The organism is Streptomyces sp. LMG1-1-1.1 (assembly GCF_040815545.1).
In the GTDB taxonomy this organism is placed as follows: domain Bacteria; phylum Actinomycetota; class Actinomycetes; order Streptomycetales; family Streptomycetaceae; genus Streptomyces.
The window spans coordinates 1-16,341 of the sequence record NZ_JBFPNH010000030.1; the positions used below are offsets into that span (position 1 = coordinate 1).

At 74.3% G+C, this 16,341-nt stretch carries 14 protein-coding genes and 2 pseudogenes; 6 read left to right on the forward strand and 10 right to left on the reverse strand.

The window, feature by feature from the left end:
- Positions 1 to 142: 142 nt before the first annotated feature.
- The 6 genes from MRBLMG1_RS17370 to MRBLMG1_RS17395 form a co-directional block, all read right to left on the reverse strand.
- A complete protein-coding gene (locus MRBLMG1_RS17370; RefSeq protein ID WP_367824928.1) occupies positions 143 to 904 on the reverse strand; it encodes an SDR family NAD(P)-dependent oxidoreductase in 762 nt (253 codons plus the stop codon).
- Positions 905 to 927: 23 nt separating this feature from the next.
- Positions 928 to 2,427, reverse strand: coding sequence for an MFS transporter (locus MRBLMG1_RS17375; RefSeq protein ID WP_367824929.1), 1,500 nt, complete (start codon positions 2,425 to 2,427; stop codon positions 928 to 930).
- Between the two features lie 108 nt (positions 2,428 to 2,535).
- Complete coding sequence (locus MRBLMG1_RS17380; RefSeq protein WP_367824930.1) at positions 2,536 to 3,120, reverse strand: TetR/AcrR family transcriptional regulator; 585 nt, start codon at positions 3,118 to 3,120, stop codon at positions 2,536 to 2,538.
- Positions 3,121 to 3,180: 60 nt separating this feature from the next.
- Positions 3,181 to 3,543 (reverse strand): nitrite reductase small subunit NirD, encoded by a 363-nt coding sequence (gene nirD / locus MRBLMG1_RS17385; protein WP_367824931.1) that lies wholly within the window; start codon positions 3,541 to 3,543, stop codon positions 3,181 to 3,183.
- Positions 3,543 to 6,101, reverse strand: coding sequence for a nitrite reductase large subunit NirB (gene nirB, locus MRBLMG1_RS17390; protein WP_414721597.1), 2,559 nt, complete (start codon positions 6,099 to 6,101; stop codon positions 3,543 to 3,545). The genes nirD and nirB overlap by 1 nt, the downstream gene beginning before the upstream one ends.
- Position 6,102: 1 nt before the next feature.
- Positions 6,103 to 7,293 carry an NAD(P)/FAD-dependent oxidoreductase gene (locus MRBLMG1_RS17395; protein ID WP_367824932.1) on the reverse strand — a complete coding sequence of 397 codons (1,191 nt, stop codon included), beginning with the start codon at positions 7,291 to 7,293 and terminating at the stop codon, positions 6,103 to 6,105.
- Positions 7,294 to 7,489: 196 nt separating this feature from the next.
- Here MRBLMG1_RS17395 and MRBLMG1_RS17400 point away from each other — a divergent pair, with 196 nt between their 5' ends.
- Genes MRBLMG1_RS17400 through MRBLMG1_RS17410 form a run of 3 tightly spaced genes read left to right on the forward strand, consistent with a single transcriptional unit; the run spans position 7,490 to position 9,975 of the window.
- Positions 7,490 to 8,971 carry a ferredoxin reductase family protein gene (locus MRBLMG1_RS17400; RefSeq protein WP_414721598.1) on the forward strand — a complete coding sequence of 494 codons (1,482 nt, stop codon included), beginning with the start codon at positions 7,490 to 7,492 and terminating at the stop codon, positions 8,969 to 8,971.
- On the forward strand, positions 8,964 to 9,143 hold the full coding sequence (locus MRBLMG1_RS17405) for a hypothetical protein (protein WP_367824934.1): 180 nt from the start codon (positions 8,964 to 8,966) through the stop codon (positions 9,141 to 9,143). Before MRBLMG1_RS17400 ends, MRBLMG1_RS17405 begins: the two co-directional genes overlap by 8 nt.
- 46 nt (positions 9,144 to 9,189) lie before the next feature.
- A complete protein-coding gene (locus tag MRBLMG1_RS17410; RefSeq protein ID WP_367824935.1) occupies positions 9,190 to 9,975 on the forward strand; it encodes a sulfite exporter TauE/SafE family protein in 786 nt (261 codons plus the stop codon).
- 21 nt (positions 9,976 to 9,996) lie between these two features.
- Here MRBLMG1_RS17410 and MRBLMG1_RS17415 read toward each other — a convergent pair whose 3' ends face one another.
- The 3 genes from MRBLMG1_RS17415 to MRBLMG1_RS17425 all read right to left on the reverse strand — a co-directional run bounded on the left by MRBLMG1_RS17415 (position 9,997) and on the right by MRBLMG1_RS17425 (position 12,220).
- Complete coding sequence (locus MRBLMG1_RS17415) at positions 9,997 to 10,614, reverse strand: class F sortase (RefSeq protein WP_367824936.1); 618 nt, start codon at positions 10,612 to 10,614, stop codon at positions 9,997 to 9,999.
- Between the two features lie 87 nt (positions 10,615 to 10,701).
- Complete coding sequence (locus MRBLMG1_RS17420; protein WP_367824937.1) at positions 10,702 to 11,214, reverse strand: hypothetical protein; 513 nt, start codon at positions 11,212 to 11,214, stop codon at positions 10,702 to 10,704.
- 187 nt (positions 11,215 to 11,401) lie between these two features.
- Positions 11,402 to 12,220 carry an aminotransferase class IV gene (locus MRBLMG1_RS17425; RefSeq protein WP_367824938.1) on the reverse strand — a complete coding sequence of 273 codons (819 nt, stop codon included), beginning with the start codon at positions 12,218 to 12,220 and terminating at the stop codon, positions 11,402 to 11,404.
- A gap of 204 nt (positions 12,221 to 12,424) precedes the next feature.
- On the opposite strand from MRBLMG1_RS17425, the gene MRBLMG1_RS17430 reads away from it, so the two are divergent.
- The 3 genes and pseudogenes from MRBLMG1_RS17430 to MRBLMG1_RS17440 all read left to right on the forward strand — a co-directional run.
- Positions 12,425 to 13,039 carry an NADPH-dependent FMN reductase gene (locus MRBLMG1_RS17430; RefSeq protein WP_367824939.1) on the forward strand — a complete coding sequence of 205 codons (615 nt, stop codon included), beginning with the start codon at positions 12,425 to 12,427 and terminating at the stop codon, positions 13,037 to 13,039.
- Positions 13,040 to 13,339: 300 nt separating this feature from the next.
- Positions 13,340 to 13,648, forward strand: a pseudogene (cutA, locus tag MRBLMG1_RS17435) (divalent-cation tolerance protein CutA); the annotation flags it as partial.
- Between the two features lie 60 nt (positions 13,649 to 13,708).
- Positions 13,709 to 14,065 (forward strand): annotated as a pseudogene (locus tag MRBLMG1_RS17440) (gamma-glutamylcyclotransferase family protein); the annotation flags it as partial.
- 103 nt (positions 14,066 to 14,168) lie between these two features.
- On the opposite strand, the gene MRBLMG1_RS17445 reads toward MRBLMG1_RS17440, so the two are convergent.
- A complete protein-coding gene (locus MRBLMG1_RS17445; RefSeq protein WP_367824940.1) occupies positions 14,169 to 16,274 on the reverse strand; it encodes a molybdopterin oxidoreductase family protein in 2,106 nt (701 codons plus the stop codon).
- Positions 16,275 to 16,341: the final 67 nt, after the last annotated feature.

Here is a 16,341-nt window from a genome sequence, read left to right on the forward strand (position 1 = left end):
GTTCCTGCCAGAGAGTCATCGATCCTCACGTAAAGTGCTGTTGCGAGGGTCTTGAGGTTTGTCGTCACAAACGAACCAACGAGACCCTCGCTTCATGCGCCCGCAGACTTCGGACTTATTCGTCTAGGGGCCATCTTGCCGATCAGGCCGAGACGCCGCCGTCGATGACCAGGTCCGTGCCGACGGCGGAGGCCGCGTCGTCGGAGGCGAGGTACAGGACCGCCGCCGCCACCTCGGCGGCGGACGAGATGCGGCCGAGCGGCGACTGCTCCTTCATGCGGACCTCCCGCTCGGCCTCGGACTCGCCGGGCAGCAGCGACATCGTGGACTCCGAGGCGCCGGGGCTGACCGCGTTGATCCGGACGCCGTCGGCGATGTGGTCCAGGGCGGCGGCCCGGGTGATCGCGGAGACGGCCGCCTTGGAGACCTGGTAGCCGAAGACGCCGGGGATCCGGACGTGCGGGCCCAGGTTGGACGCGATGTTCACGATCGCCCCGCCGCCGTGCGCCCGCATGTGCGCCACCTCGGCCTGGAGGGCGTGCAGCACCCCCGTCACGTTGATGTCGAGCAGCGTCCTCCAGTCCTCCAGCGGGAAGTCCGCGGCGCTGTGCCCGCCTAGGAAGACGCCCGCGTTGTTCACGGCGACGTCGAGGCCGCCGAAGAGCTCGACCGTGCGGCGGACGAGGTCGCGGGTCGACGCGGCGTCGGCCACGTCGGCGGTGACCGCGGCCGCGGTCCCCCCGGCGGCCTCGATGAGGGCGACCGTGCCGTCGAGGGGCCCGGCCGTACGGCCGGCGACGACGACCTTCGCGCCCTCGGCGGCGAAGGCGAGCGCGATGGCCCGGCCGAGCCCGGAACCGGCGCCGGTGACGAGGGCGGTGCGGCCGGTGAAGCGTGCGGACATGAGTGACTCCCCTGTGGATGCGGTTACTTGACGTGGTGCGTGCGAGCGGCGAGGGCGGTGGGGGCGGCCAGGGCCGCGAAGAGGACGGCCGCGGCCGCCGGCGACACCGCGTCGCCGCCGAGGGTGAGCAGGGCGGCGAAGACCACGGTCGGCCCGAGCTCCATCGCCGTGTTCAGGACGCCGCCGGCGAGCCCCGCGCGGTGCGCCGGAACCCCCTCGGTGGCGAGGACCGCGGCGCCCGCGAAGGACAGCGCGCCGCCGGCCGGGAGCAGGAGCAGGCCGGGCAGCAGCCCGTACGCGTACGGCACGGAGGTGTCGAAGCCGGTCGCGGCGAGCAGTCCGAGCCCGGCGCCGGCCGTGCCGAGTCCGGCACCGGTCACCCGCCCGGGGCCGTGGCGCCGGATCAGCGGGCCCGCGAGTCGGCCCGCGCCGAGCAGCGCGGCCGCGAAGGGCGTGAAGGCGGCGGAGGTGAGCAGGGCGGACCAGCCGCGCTGCTGCTGGAGCGCGAGCGAGAGGAGGACGAACACGGTGGCCGTCCCGGCCGCCGTGAGCCCGATCGCCGCGAGGCCCAGGGCGCGGCGCCCGTCGCGCAGGAAGTCCGGCGGCAGCAGGGGGTCGGCGGTCCGCCGCTCGACGGCCGCGAAGGCGGCGAGCAGGACGAGCCCGGCGAGCAGCGGCCCGAGGACCCGGGCGGATCCCCAGGGGTGGGCGTCGGTCAGCACCAGCCCGTAACTGGCGAGCGTGATCCCGGCGGTGGCGAGCAGCGCCCCGGGCAGGTCGAGGGACCGGCCCGCGCCGGGCGGGGTGGCGGGCAGCACGCGCGGGGCGAGGAGAAGGGCGGCGAGGGCGACGGCGACGGGGACCGCGAAGGTGCCGCGCCAGGAGGCGGCGGCCGCGATCACCCCGGAGAGGAGGTTCCCGGCGGTGGCGCCGAGGACGGAGAGGCCGCCCCAGGTGGCCATCGCCCTTCCGTACGCGGCCGGTTCGGGGAAGAGCGCCCGCAGGACCGCCATCGCGGCCGGGGCGACCAGGGCCGCGCCGACGCCCTGTCCGAACCGGGCGGCGAGCAGTGCCTCGTAGCCGGGGGCGAGCGGGGCGGCGGCGGAGGCCGCGCCGAAGAGCAGCAGTCCGGCGGTGAGGGTCCGGCGTCCGCCGAAGCGGTCGGCGAGCCGGCCGCCCAGGAGGAGCAGCCCGGCGAAGGTGAGTCCGTACGCGGCGCTCAGCAGGATCAGTTCGGCGCGGTCGAGCCGGAACTCGGCGCCGATGCGGGGGAGGGGCACGGCGAGGGAGGCGAGGGTGAAGATGAGCGTCATCTGCACGCCGCCGAGGAGCCGGAAGCCGGTGCGGGCGGCCCGGTCGGACGGGCCTCCCCGGGCCGCCCGGTCGGACGGGCCACCCCCGGCCGCCCGGTCGGGCGGGCCTCCCGACGGGCCGCCCCGGGCCGCCCGGTCGGACGGGCCTCCCTGATCGGCCCCGTCGGACGGGCCACCCCGTGCCGCCCGTACCCCTGCCGTCGTCCTCATGTCCGCGCCCCCCGTGTTGAACTTGACCGTACGTTCCAATATGAGCGCCGAAGAAAAGGCGCCCGTGGGGGGCGCCCCGTTCCTCGGTCCAGCAGGCCCGGTGCCTGTTCAGTCCAGCAGGCCCAGTGCCTGTTCCGCCGCGTCCCTGACCCGGCCCGGGTCGCTCGACGCCTTGCCGACCACTCGGATGCCCTGCAGCAGCACGAGCAGCATCCGGGCGAGGGCCCGCGGGTCGCGGTCGGCCGGGAGCTCGCCCCCGGCGCGGGCCCGGGTGAGCGCCGCGTGCAGAAGCGTCTCCATCTGCTCCCAGCTGAGCTCGACCCGGCGGGCGACGACCGTGTCGTGCGGCCCCAGTTCCGCCGCCGAGTTGGTGACGAAACAGCCGTTCAGGCGCTCGTCGTCGGCCGCCGCCTCGGCGGCGAAGCGGCGGACGAGCGCGCGCACGGCCGGCAGGGCCGGACCCGGCGCGGACAACTCCTCGACGATCTGCGGGTCCCGCGTCTCCAGGTACCGGTCCATCGTCCTCAGGTACAGCTGGTGCTTGTTCCCGAAGGTCGCGTAGATGCTCGCGCGGCCGATCCCCAGGTGCTCCACGAGGTCCGACATCGTCGTCGCCTCGTAGCCGCGCGCCCAGAACAGTTCGAGGGCTGCCTGGAGCGCGGCGTCCGGATCGAATTCCCTGGTCCTGGCCACGAGACGACCGTAAGGCTTTCCGGAACGATCGGTCAAGGTTTTCTGGAACGATCGGTCAAGCTAGATCGAGCGGACCGGGTAGACCGCCACCACGACCTCGTCGTCGTCCAGGCAGCGGCCCGTCTCCAGGTCGAAGCGCTGCTTCAGAAGCGGCGAGGCCACGAACGGCCGACCGTCCGCCGAGCCCACGAGCCCCCGAGACAGCACCTGCGCCCCGGTGAACGGATCGCGGTTGTCGATCGCGTACGCCCGCCCCGCCCGGTCGCGGAACACCGCGGCCTGCCGGCCGTCCGGGAGCAGCGCCGCCATGCCCCGGCCCGGGGTCAGCCGGGCCTCCTCGCAGACCGCCATCCAGGCGTCGGGAGAGGGGGAGAGTTCGAGCATCGTCGTGGCGACCGCGGAGTGTTCGGTGAGAGTCGTCATCAGGAGGAAGCCCCTTCCAGCGTGGTGATCGTCGGTCCGAGCGTCAGGATCGTGAGGTCCGGCTTGATCTGGTCGCGCTCCGGCACGAACCGGACCGAGGGGTCCGGGGCGTCCGGGGCGTTCACGAAGGAGACGAAGCGCCGCAGCCGGTCCGGGTCGTCCAGGGTCTGCGCCCACTCGTCCTGGTAGTCCTCGACGTGCGCCGCCATCAGCGCCTCCAGCTCGTCGCAGAGGCCGAGCGAGTCGTGCACCACCACGTCCTTGAGGTGGTCGAGCCCGCCCTCCAGGCGCTCCAGCCAGGTCGACGTCCGCTCAAGGCGGTCCGCCGTCCGGATGTAGAACATCAGGAAACGGTCGATGAGCCGGACCAGTTCGGCGTCCGACAGGTCCTGGGCGAGCAGGTCCGCGTGGCGCGGGGTCGCACCGCCGTTCCCGCCGACGTACAGGTTCCAGCCGTTCGCCGTCGCGATGACGCCGAAGTCCTTCGACTGGGCCTCCGCGCACTCGCGGGCGCAGCCGGAGACCGCCGACTTGAGCTTGTGCGGGGCGCGCAGGCCCCGGTAGCGCAGCTCCAGCTGGATCGCCGTCTTCACCGAGTCCTGGACGCCGTAGCGGCACCAGGTCTGCCCGACGCAGGACTTCACCGTGCGCAGCGACTTGCCGTACGCGTGCCCCGACTCGAAGCCCGCGTCCACGAGGCGCGTCCAGATCGACGGGAGCTGGTCCACCCGCGCGCCGAAGAGGTCGATCCGCTGGCCGCCGGTGATCTTCGTGTAGAGCCCGAAGTCCCGTGCCACCTCGCCGATCACGATCAGCTTCTCCGGGGTGATCTCACCGCCGGGGATGCGCGGCACGACCGAGTACGAGCCGTTGCGCTGCAAGTTCGCGAGGAAGTGGTCGTTGGTGTCCTGGAGGGAGGCCTGCTCGCCGTCCAGGATGTAGCCGCCGATGCCGAGCGTGGGGGCGAGGGAGGCCAGGATCGAGCCGACGGTCGGCTTGCAGACCTCGCAGCCCTCCCCGCCCTTCGCCTCGTCCCGTCCGTGCGAGTCGAGCAGCGCCGCGAAGGACGTCACGCGCAGGGTGCGGGCGATCTCGTACAGCTCGCTGCGGGTGTACGAGAAGCAGCCGCAGAGCCCCTTGTCCTCGGCCGTCGGCAGCAGCTTCTCGATCACCTTCACGCAACTGCCGCAGCCCGTACCGGCCTTGGTGCACTTCTTCACCTCGGGCAGCGAGGAGCACTGGCCGATCGCGTGCTTCGTGACGTTGTGGCAGGAGCAGATCACCGCGTCGTCCGGCAGCGCCGACGGGCCGAGCGCCACCGGCGCGCCCGCGCCCGCCGGGAGCACCAGCTGCTCGGGGGAGACGGGCGGCACCGTGCCCGTGAGCGGCCGGAGCAGCCCGTACTGCTCGGCGTCGCCGACCAGGACACCGCCGAGCAGCACGCCCTCGCCGGAGATCACCAGCTTCTTGTAGACGCCCGAGCGGGAGTCCGAGTAGACGACGTCGAGGCAGCCCTCGGCCGTGCCGTGCGCGTCGCCGAACGAGGCCACGTCCACCCCGAGCAGCTTCAGCTTCGTCGACATGTCGGCGCCGGTGAAGCCGTCCACCGTCTCGTCGGCGATCGCCGAGGCCGCCGTCTGCGCCATCTCGTAACCCGGCGCCACCAGGCCGTACACCCGGCCGTCCGAGGCGAGGGCGCACTCGCCGATCGCGAAGACCGCCGGGTCGGACGTGCGGCACAGCTCGTCGACCGCGATGCCGCCGCGCTCGCCGACCGTGAGGCCGCAGTCGCGGGCCAGCTGGTCGCGGGGCCGGACGCCCGCCGAGAACACCACCATGTCCGCGGCCAGTTCGGAGCCGTCCGAGAGCTTCATCCCGGTCACGGTGCCGTCGGCCGTCACGACCTCCTGCGTGCCCGTCCCCGTGTGCACGGTCAGGCCCATCTTCTCGATGGTGCGGAGCAGGGCCGCGCCGCCGCCCTCGTCGACCTGCACCGGCATCAGCCGCGGCGCGAACTCCACGACGTGCGTGTCGAGTCCGAGGCCCTTCAGCGCGCCCGCCGCCTCCAGGCCGAGCAGACCGCCGCCGACGACCGCGCCGGTCGTCGCCGTCTTCGCGTACTCCTCGATCGCGAGCAGGTCCTCGATCGTGCGGTAGACGAAGCAGCCGCGGGCGTCCTTGCCGGGGACCGGGGGGACGAAGGGGTACGAGCCGGTGGCCAGCACCAGCGAGTCGTACGCGAAGACCTGCCCGGAGCGGGCGGTGACCGTACGGGCCTCCCGGTCCACCGACTCGGCCGGGTCGCCCACGTACAGCTCGATGCCGTGCTTCTCCATGAAGCCGGCCTCGACCATCGACAGGTCGTCGGCCGTCCTGCCCGAGAAGTACGAGGTCAGCTGCACGCGGTCGTACGCGGGACGCGGCTCCTCGCAGAGGACCACGATCCGGGCCCGCTCGGTGACGCCACGGTCGGCGAGGGCCTCCAGGAACCGCTGGCCGACCATTCCGTGGCCGACCAGGACGATCGTCGGGGTGTGCGCGGTCATGTCAGCGCTCATGTCAGGAGCCTCCGTCGTGGGTGAGCAGGTGGAGCAGGGGGGCGTCGGGAAGGGCTTCGTCGCCCTCCCACGCCTGGGCGAGCGAGCCGACCGCGGCCAGATCGCCGAGGAGGACGCCCCCGACGAGCCGGTCACCGCGGACGACGACCTTGCGGTAGGCGCTGCGCGTAGCGTCGGTCAGCTGGACGACGTCGTCGCCCGGCCGGGCCGTGGCCTCGCCGAACGCGGCGAGGTCGAGCGGCTGAGCACCGCCGAGGGTGAGACGGGTCAGGGCGCGGGTGCCGGTGTAGCGGGCGCCCGAGGGCTCGGCCGTGAGCAGGTCGGCCAGCACGTCGGCCTGTTCGATCGCCGGGCCGGCGAGGCCGTAGCTCCGGCCCATGTGCTCCGCGCAGTCCCCGATCGCGTGGATGTACGGATCGGACGTGCGGAGCTCGTCGTCGACGACGACGCCGGTGGCGACGTCGAGTCCCGCGTCGCGGGCGAGGGCGACGCGGGGCCGCACCCCGCAGGCGAGGACGACGACCTGGGCGTCGAGGACGAAGCCGTCGGCGAGCTCGACGGCCGTGACGGCCCCGTCGCGCTGCCGCAGGCCGCTCACACGGCACTCGGTGTGCACCTCGACGCCGAGGGACTCGACGTGTTCGCGGAGCAGGGCCGAGGCGTGGGCGTCGAGTTGGCGCTCCATCAGGCGCTCGCCCTGCTGGGTCAGGACCACCTCCGCGCCGAGCGCGGCGAGGGCGCGGGCCGCCGAGACGCCGAGGAGGCCGCCGCCGATGACCACCGCCCGCACCCCCGGCCGGACGACGGAGCGCAGCTCCAGGCAGTCGTCGAGGGTACGGAACGGGTGGACGCCCTCCGGCAGGGCCGCCCCGCGCAGGCCGCGCAGCGGCGGCAGCACCGGGTTGGAGCCGATGGCGAGGACCAGCCGGTCGTAGCCGACGAGGGAGCCGTCCGCGCACTCCACCGTCCGGGCCACCCGGTCGATCCGTACCGCCCGCACCCCGAGCCGGGCCGGCTCGCGGGCGTCGGGCAGGGCGATGACCTCGGGGGCGTACCGCCCGGCGAGGACATCGGCGAGCAGCACCCTGTTGTACGGTGCGTGCGGCTCCTCGCCGAGGAGGGTGACGGGCAGGCGCTGGGCGAGCCGGGCGCCCGCCGTTCCGCCCCCGACCACCACGATCCGTGTACTCATACCGGAAGGGTGCGCGGCCGGTGTTACCCGGCGGGATCCCGACTGTTTCCCGTACGGAACGCTGATCTCCGCCCCCGCGCCGGTGCGCTGTGAGGGCCCCGGAGGATTAACCGGCGTTCAGCCTCGACTCAAGCCGGCCTTAAGGATCGGGGGGAGCGGACCGAGCCGCGGGTTCCCGTATACGGGCGCACCTAGGGTGCCGGATGTGACCACCGAGGCCAGCCCCCATCCCCTCTACGTGCCCCTCCGCGCCGAGCCGTCCCCCGCACCGGTGGCCGCCCCGGGACCGGAGCCGATCCGGGTGCCGACACCCGCCCCGGCCGCACGCCCCGCCCCCGCTCCCGCCGCGCGCCCCGCCCCCGGTCCGGCGCCGCGGCTCGCCCCCGAGCGGCTGCGGACCGGGATCGTCGGCGGGGCGGGGGCCCTCGGCCTGCTGTGGGGAGTCCAGGCCCGGCCGTCCGCCCGGCTCGACGCGTTCTTCGCGACCGGCGCCCACCTCACCGGTCTCCTCGCCGGCTACGGCGTCCTCGTCCTCCTCCTGCTCATGGCCCGGGTCCCGGCCGTCGAGCACGGCGTCGGCGCCGACCGCCTCGCCCGCTGGCACGCGCTCGGCGGCCGGTACGTCCTCGGCCTGATCGGCGCCCACGCGCTCCTCGCGCTCTGCGGATACGCCGTGCACACCCGTACCGACCTCGTCACCGCCACCGGAGACCTCCTCTCCTACGGGGCCCTCGCCGCCGCCACCGCGGGCACCGCCCTGTTCGTCGCCGTCGGCGTCACCTCCGCCCGGGCCGTACGGAGCAGGGTCGGGCACGAGACCTGGCGGGCGATCCACCTGGGCGCCCTCCTCGCCGCCGCCCTCGGCTTCGTCCACCAGCTCGCCGGACCCGACCTCGCCGGCGGCCTCCTCACCCGCTGGCTGTGGTCGATGGCCCACGCCACCGTCGCCGTGCTCCTCCTCTGGTACCGGCTCGTCGTCCCCGTACGGGCCGCGCTCCGCCACGAACTGCGGGTCGTCGAGGTCCGCGACGAGGGACCCGGAGTCGTCTCCGTCCTCGTCCGGGGCAGGGGAGTGGCCCGGTTGTGCGCCGAACCCGGCCAGTTCTTCCGCTGGCGCTTCCTGCGGCGCGGCCTCTGGGCGACGGCCCTCCCCTTCTCCCTGTCCGCCCCCGTCCGGGACGACACCCTGCGCATCACCGTCAAGGCGCTCGGCGACCACACCCGCCGCATCCGCCGGCTCCGCCCCGGCACCCGCGTCCTCGCCGCCGGCCCGTTCGGCGCGCTCACCGCCCACCGCCGCACCCGCCGCAAGGTCCTGCTGCTCGCCGGCGGCGTCGGCATCACCCCGCTGCGCGCCCTCTTCGAGACGCTCCCCGGCGGGCCCGGCGACGTCACTCTCCTCTACCGCGCCTCCGACGAGGCCGGCCTCGTCCTGCGGGCCGAGCTGGAGGCCATCGCCCGCGGACGGCAGGCGGCCCTGCACTTCCTGCTAGGCCCCTCGGACGGCGCCTTCGACCCCCTCGCGCCCCGCGCGCTGCGCGACCTCGTACCCGAGCTCGCCGCCCACGACGTGTACCTGTGCGGCCCGCCCGGGATGGCCAGGGCCGCGACCGACTCCCTGATCCGGGCCGGCGTACCGGCCTCCCGCATCCACAGCGAGGACTTCGACCATGGCTAGACACAGCGCGCCGCGCCCCTCCGCCGAGCTCGCGCGCCGCCGGCTCGCCGCGGCCCTCCTGGGCGCCGGAGCACTCGCCGCGACCCTGCTCACGGCGGTCGTCACGCCGGCCGCGCCGCCGGCCCCCGACCGGGAGCCGGGCACGGCAACCTCAGAGCTAGCTCAACGATGAGGTGATCCATGGACGGGGCAACGATCTGCTCCGTAGGGTCACGCCCATGCCCGAGATATCGCTGACCGCCCTTGTCCTGCTCTGCCTCGCCGCGCTCGTGGCGGGCTGGATCGACGCCGTGGTGGGCGGCGGCGGGCTGCTCCAGCTGCCGGCCCTGCTGCTCGGCCTTCCGCACGTCCCGGCCGCGCACATCCTCGGCACCAACAAGGCCGTCTCGATCGTCGGCACCACCGGGGCCGCCGTCACCTACCTCCGCAAGGCGCCCGTCCAGGTGGGGACGGCGGTGCGGATCGGACTCGCGGCGCTGGTCGGCTCCATGTGCGGCGCGTTCTTCGCGGCCGGCATCAGCAGCGAGGTCCTGCGCCCGGTGATCATGGTGGTGCTGCTCGCGGTCGCGGCGTTCGTGATGCTGCGGCCGTCCTTCGGCGTGAAGCCCGACGGGGAGGACCGGGTGCCGCTGACCCGGGCCAGGATCGTCACCGCGATCGTGGTCGTAGGCGGCGGCATCGGCTTCTACGACGGCCTGTTCGGCCCCGGCACCGGCACCTTCCTCGTCCTCGCGCTCACCGCCGTGCTCCACCTGGACCTGGTGACGGCCTCCGCCAATGCCAAGATCGTCAACGTCTGCACCAACGCGGGCGCGCTCGCCATGTTCGCCTACCAGGGCACGGTGTACTGGCAGCTCGCCGCCGTCATGGCGGTCTTCAACCTGGCGGGCGGCATGCTCGGGGCCCGGATGGCGCTGAGCAAGGGCGCCGAGTTCGTCCGCGGCGTGCTGATCGTCGTGGTCTTCTCGCTGGTCGCGAAGCTCGCCTTCGACCAGTGGGCGTGACCCGGCCCGTCCGGTGGCCCGCTACCTGACGCCGATGAGGTGGCCGAAGGCGACGACGTTGCCCTGGTAGCCGTTCTTCCTGGAGAAGCCGCCCCCGCAGGTGATCACCCGGATCTCGGCCCGGTCGGCCTCGTCGTACACCTTCCGGTCCGGGAAGTCCTCGTTGCCGTACACCTCGACCGCGTCGACCGTGAAGACGGCGGTACGCCCGTCCTGCCGGTCCACCTCGATCCGGTGCCCCTTCTTCAGCGCGCCCAGCGTGTAGAACACGGCGGGACCGTCGGCGTTGTCGACGTGGCCCGCGACGATCGCCGTGCCCTTCGCCCCGGGCGGGGTGCCGTCCCCGTACCAGCCGGCCATGTTCCGGTTCCCGGCCGGCGGCACGTCGAGCGCGCCGTTCGCACCGAGGCCCAGCCGCATCATCGGGGTGTCCACGTCGGTCTCCGGGATCCGCAGCCGGACCGGTGCCGACGGCGGCAGCGGATCGGCGGCCGCGTCCGTGTGCACGCTCGGCCCGGCGGCGAAGGCCTGGGCGGCGGACGGCACGGGCGGGGTGACGACCTCCGAGCCGTTCTGGACGAGCCAGAGGCCGACGCAGGCGGCGACGGCTATGCCCCAGCCCTTGCTCCTGTTGCTCACCTGGGTTCCCTCGGTCGGTTCACGGATGTGGCCCTGCCCCCGCCGTACCGTCTCCGGCACGCGGCGGGGGCAGGACAGGCGGTCGTCTCAGTGCCCCTGCGCGCCGCTCGCCCGGCGACGCAGGAGCCAGACACCGCCGACGGCAGCCGCGGCCAGCACCGCCGCGCCCGCCGTGATCTGGGCGGTGTCGGGGCCCACACTGCCCCCGACACCGGTCTGTACGTGCCCGCTCGGACTCCGGTGCTTCACGTTCATCTCGCCCCGGGCGGTCCTGCCGTTGTCGCAGGCCACGCTGATCCAGTGCGTACCGGGCTGGGCGTGCTCCGGCACGTGGAACTGCCCGACCACGACCTCCTTGTGCGTGCTCGGATTCAGCTGGAACTCACCCGCGCCCAGCGAGTTCGCGTCCCCGACCCCGTGCCCGTTCTTGCCGCAGGCGACGGTGTTGACGGTGACGGTGGTGCCGGGCGACGCGGACGACGGGAAGATCTCCAGCGACTCGGAGTTCTCGTTGTTCGCGTACGCCCCCGGGGCGGCGAACGCCCCGAGCGCGACGACCGTCAGCGCGGTACCGGTGAACAGGCGGGCAGTGGTGCGCATGGGGATCCTCCGGGGCGCGCGAGCGGTCATGCCGGGCGGTCCTCCCGGGAGGGACACCCGGAATCGACCTTCTGAGACCGAGATAAAGGCCGCGCCACGCCCCGCGCCTGCTGATGGTGCATCAGGATTGCGCCGTCCGATACGGAGTGTCGACTGGATTCCCGTCGTTTGCGCAGGTCAGAGTGGGTTAATGGGCGTCGTCGGACACTCCGTGCCGAACGGGTGACGCGGGGTGCGGCGGGCCTCCGAGCGCCTCCCCCTCCACCGACTCGTAGGCCGCGTGCACCCGCTTCATCAGGTCCTCGTCCACGGCGAAGGCGATCCCGTCGATCGCGGTGACGGCGGCGATCGTCCTGGAGTTGGTCACGAAGGCGGCGCGGTAGCCGGGGAGGTCCGTGAGGGCCACCGGGCGGCGGACCGACTCCAGGCGGGGTTCGAGGAGGGTCATCGTGATGCCCTCCAGGCACGGCGCCGAGGGCCACACCACCGAAGTCCCGTCCCAGAAGGCGATGTTGGTCACGGCTCCTTCGGCGATGTCGCCGTAGGAGTTCGTCAGGAGGGCCGAGTCGTATCCGGCCCGGCGGGCCGCCCTGCCGTGGTAGTCCTGGCCGAAGCCGCCGAGGTGCTTGACGTGCGGCGCGGGGCGCCAGTAGTCGACGCTCATGAGGCGCTCCGGGGCGCCGAGGCCGTCGGGGGCCGGTTCGCGGACGGTCACCACGATGCGGGGGCCGTCGTAGACGTACACCCGCGCCGAGGCGTCCCGCCGCCCCGAGGCCGCCACGGCTCCGGCGAGCAGGGCCCGGACCCGGTCGTGGTCCAGGGGCGCGCCGAAGAGCTCGCGGGTCGACCGGTCGAGCCGCTCCAGGTGCAGGCCGAGGCCCTTCACGAGCCCGTCGCGCACCTGCATCGCCGTGAAGTGGCCGTAGGCGCTCATGAGGGTGGCGAGGAGGCCCGGGTCGGCCGCCGGGACGCCGTCGATCTCGATGTACGCGGGAGGTGTGGTCATGCCCTCACCGTACGGGCCGGGAAACGGCCCTCGGGAGGTCGCGGGAGCGGCCCCGGGGCCGCGGGAGCGGGCCCCCGGGCGGCGCGGGAGCGGTCCTCGGGGCGGCGCGGGAGCGGTCCTCGGGGCGGCGCCGGGGCGGGTTCCCGGAAGACCCTCGGGGCGACGCTTGACCTCAACCATGCTTGAGGTACCACGATCATCCGCATGGACCTCACGAACTCCACCTCGCCCGCCGCCCCTTCGGCCCCCCTGCACCTCGCCCTGATCGTCGCGAGCGACCGCGAAGGCCGCTTCGGTCCGGTCGTCGCCGACTGGTTCCGCTCCCGGATCGCCGAACGCGAGGACTTCGCCGTCACCGTCGTCGACCTCGCCGAGGTCGACCTCCCGACCTCCCTCTCCCACGACCCGTCGCCGGCCGTCCGGGCCGAACTCGCCAAGATCTCCCCGGTCCTGGCCGACGCCGACGCCTTCGTCGTCCTCACCCCCGAGTACAACCACTCCTTCCCCGCGTCCCTCAAGAACCTCATCGACCGGCACTACACCGAGTGGCAGGCCAAGCCCGTCGGCTTCGTCTCCTACGGCGGCATCTCCGGCGGCCTGCGCGCCGTCGAGCAACTCCGGCAGGTCTTCGCCGAGATGCACGCCGTCACCGTCCGCGACACCGTCTCCTTCCACCACGCCCACGGGCAGTTCGACGAGAACGGCCGCCACAAGGACCCGGCCGCCGCCGAGGGCGCGGCCAAGGTGCTCCTCGACCAGCTCGGCTGGTGGGGACGCGCCCTGAAGGACGCCAAGTCCGTCCGCCCGTACGGCTCCTGAGGGCCGCGCCCCGCCACGGAGCCCGGCGGGCCCTCCAGGACACCAGGCCCTTCGGCGGCGCCCTCGCCGACGGCGTCGCGTACGGGGCGCCCGGCGAGGTGCCGCGGGAGCGGATCTCCGGGCCGCGCGGGCCGCGCACGCCGGCCGGCTCGTGCGCACCCCGCCCGGGGCGGCGAATCCGTCCGCGGCGAGGCCGGGGGCCTCGGCGGCGGCGGTGGACGGCCGCCGCGGGGGACGCCCCGCGGCGTGTGCCGCGTACGCCCGGCTGCACGCGGCACAGTTCGCCCCTACGGTGGAAGCGTGATCGTCACCGTCCGCACCACCACCGACGCGCGCGACAAGGCCGACGCCCTGGCGCGCGGCGCCGTCGAGGCCCGGCTCGCCGCCTGCGCGCAGATCTCGGGGCCCGTCACCTCCGTCTACCACTGGCAGGGCGCGATCGAGACCACCGAGGAGTGGGAGGTCGTCCTCAAGACCACCGAGGCCCGCTACCCGGCCCTGGAGGCGCACCTCATCGCCGCGCACGACTACGAGACGCCCGAGATCGTCGCCACCCGGGTGACCCGGGTCAGCGAGGACTACGCCCGCTGGGTCGAGCGGGAGACCGCGGCGGCCCCGTCGGTCGAAGGCCTCGTGCCGACCAACGACGAGCGGCCGTTCTTCGTCTACGGGACGCTGCGCCCGGGCGCGTACAACCACGACCGGTTCCTCGCCGGCCGGATCGGCACCGAGGCGGACGCCGTGCTGCACGGGGCGGTCCTGCACGACGGGCCCGGCTACCCGTACGTCGTCCCGGCGGAAGGGGGACAGGTGGTCGGCACCCTGCTCACCCCCGCGCCCGGCGCCTACGGCGAGCTGTTCGGCCTGCTCGACCGCCTGGAGCTGCCCGTCGGGTACGAGCGGGTGGCCATGGACGTCCTACGGGTACGGGACGCGGCGCGGGTGTCCGCCTGGGTGTTCCTCGCGGCCCCCGACGCGCCCCTCGGCCCGGTCATCGAGAGCGGCGACTGGTTCAGCAAGCCGTAGGGACGTGTCCGAGGCGGCGACCGGTTCGGCAAGACGTGGCGGCGTGCCGGGGGCGGCGACCGGTTCGGCGAGACGTGGCGACGTGCCCGGGGCGGCGACCGGTTCAGCCGGCCGGGGCGTCCCCGGGGCCGGCCGGCTCCAGACGGACCGCGCACACCTTGAACTCGGGCATCCGGGAGACCGGGTCGAGCGCCGGGTTCACCAGGGTGTTCGCGCGCCCCTCCCCGTACCAGTGGAACGGCATGAAGACGGTGTCCGGCCGGATGGACGAGGTGATCCGGGCGGGCGCGACGGCCCGGCCGCGCCGCGAGACCACCGCGAGCCGCTCGCCCTCGGCGACCCCGAGCCGCTCGGCGAGCCGCGGGTGGAGCTCCACGAAGGGGCCGGGCGCCGCCGCGTTCAGCTCGTCGACCCGCCGGGTCTGCGCCCCCGACTGGTACTGGGACACGACCCGCCCGGTGGTCAGGACGACCGGGTAGTCGGCGTCCGTCTCCTCGGCCGCCGCCCGGTGCACGACCGGCACGAACCGGGCCCGCCCGTCGGGCGTCGCGAACCGGTCGAGGAACAGCCGGGGCGTGCCCGCGTGCCCGGGGCCGGGGCAGGGCCAGAACACGCCCTGCTCCTCCTCGATGCGGCGGTAGCTGATGCCCGCGTAGTCGGCGGGCCCGCCCGCCGAGGCGCGGCGCAGCTCGTCGAAGACCTCCTCCGGGTCCACCGGGAAGCCCTTCTCCCAGCCGAGCAGCCCGGCCAGCGCGTGCAGGACCTCCAGGTCGCTGCGCACACCCGCCGGCGCGGTCAGCGCGCGGCGGCGCAGCAGCACCCGGCCCTCCAGGTTCGTCATGGTGCCGGTCTCCTCCGCCCACTGCGTCACGGGCAGGACGACGTCGGCGAGTGCGGCGGTCTCGGAGAGCACCACGTCCGCGACGGCGAGGAAGTCCAGCGACCGCAGCCGCCCCTCGACGTGCGCGGCGTGCGGCGCGGACACCACCGGGTTGGAGCCCATGAGCAGCAGCGCCTTCACGTCGCCGCCGAGCGCGTCGAGGAGCTCGTACGCGCTCCGCCCGGGCCCCGGCAGCGACTCCGGCGGCACGCCCCAGACGCCGGCGACGTGCGCGCGGGCGGCCGGGTCGTCGAGCTTGCGGTAGCCGGGCAGCTGGTCGGCCTTCTGGCCGTGCTCGCGGCCGCCCTGGCCGTTGCCCTGGCCGGTGAGGCAGCCGTAACCGCTCAGCGGCCGGCCCGCCTTGCCGGTGGCCAGGCAGAGGTTGATCCAGGCGCCCACGGTGTCGGTGCCCTTGGACTGCTGCTCGGGGCCGCGCGCGGTCAGCACCATGCCGGTCCCGGCGTCGCAGAACATCGCGACCGCCTCCCGCAGCTGCGGCACGGACACCCCGGTGATCCGCTCGACCTGCTCGGGCCAGTGCGACATGGCCCCGGCGCGGGCCGCCGCCCAGCCGTCGGTGCGCTCTCCGACGAACTCCTCGTCGACCCGGCCCTCGGCCACCACGAGGTGGAGCATGCCGAGGGCGAGCGCGAGGTCCGTGCCGGGGCGCGGCGCCAGGTGCAGGTCGGCCTGCTCGGCGGTGCGGGTGCGGCGCGGGTCGACGACGATCAGCTTGCCGCCGTTCTCCCTCAGCTCGGTGAGGTAGCGCAGCGCGGGCGGCATCGTCTCGGCGAGGTTGGAGCCGACGAGGATCACACAGCCCGTCTTCGGGATGTCCTCCAGGGGGAAGGGGAGCCCCCGGTCGAGGCCGAAGGCCCGCTGGTGCGCGGCGGCCGCCGACGACATGCAGAAGCGGCCGTTGTAGTCGATCTGCGAGGTGCCGAGGACGAGCCGGGCGAACTTGCCCAGCGTGTACGCCTTCTCGTTGGTGAGGCCGCCGCCGCCGAAGACCCCCACGGCGTCGGGGCCGTGGTCGGCGCGGGTCCTGGACAGCCCCTCGGCGACGGCGGAGAGGGCCTCCTCCCAGGTCGCGGGCCGCAGGGCCCCCGAGTCAGGGCATCGGACCAGGGGCTCGGTGAGCCTGACCCGGGAGGAGAGTACGGAGGGGGCGGTGCGGCCCTTGCCGCACAGCGCGCCCCGGTTGACGGGGAAGTCGGTCCGCTCGACCACCTCGGCGGGCAGCTCCGGGGCGCCGGTGGGGCGGAGCGACATGCCGCACTGCAGGGCGCAGTAGGGGCAGTGGGTGGGAACCGCGGTGGCGTCGGACATGCGGCCAGCATGCGTCCGCGGTGTTACGCCGGGCCGCGCCGCGTATTACGGGCGCGGGGCTCTCCGC

Bases quoted from the DNA above. Each gene is read 5' to 3' on its own strand.
- MRBLMG1_RS17370 (WP_367824928.1), bottom strand. From the start codon at position 904: ATGTCCGCACGCTTCACCGGCCGCACCGCCCTCGTCACCGGCGCCGGT.
- MRBLMG1_RS17375 (WP_367824929.1), bottom strand. From the start codon at position 2,427: ATGAGGACGACGGCAGGGGTACGGGCGGCACGGGGTGGCCCGTCCGAC.
- nirD (WP_367824931.1), bottom strand. From the start codon at position 3,543: ATGACGACTCTCACCGAACACTCCGCGGTCGCCACGACGATGCTCGAA.
- nirB (WP_414721597.1), bottom strand. From the start codon at position 6,101: ATGAGCGCTGACATGACCGCGCACACCCCGACGATCGTCCTGGTCGGC.
- MRBLMG1_RS17395 (WP_367824932.1), bottom strand. From the start codon at position 7,293: ATGAGTACACGGATCGTGGTGGTCGGGGGCGGAACGGCGGGCGCCCGG.
- MRBLMG1_RS17405 (WP_367824934.1), top strand. From the start codon at position 8,964: ATGGCTAGACACAGCGCGCCGCGCCCCTCCGCCGAGCTCGCGCGCCGC.
- MRBLMG1_RS17410 (WP_367824935.1), top strand. From the start codon at position 9,190: ATGCCCGAGATATCGCTGACCGCCCTTGTCCTGCTCTGCCTCGCCGCG.
- MRBLMG1_RS17420 (WP_367824937.1), bottom strand. From the start codon at position 11,214: ATGCGCACCACTGCCCGCCTGTTCACCGGTACCGCGCTGACGGTCGTC.
- MRBLMG1_RS17425 (WP_367824938.1), bottom strand. From the start codon at position 12,220: ATGACCACACCTCCCGCGTACATCGAGATCGACGGCGTCCCGGCGGCC.
- MRBLMG1_RS17430 (WP_367824939.1), top strand. From the start codon at position 12,425: ATGGACCTCACGAACTCCACCTCGCCCGCCGCCCCTTCGGCCCCCCTG.
- MRBLMG1_RS17445 (WP_367824940.1), bottom strand. From the start codon at position 16,274: ATGTCCGACGCCACCGCGGTTCCCACCCACTGCCCCTACTGCGCCCTG.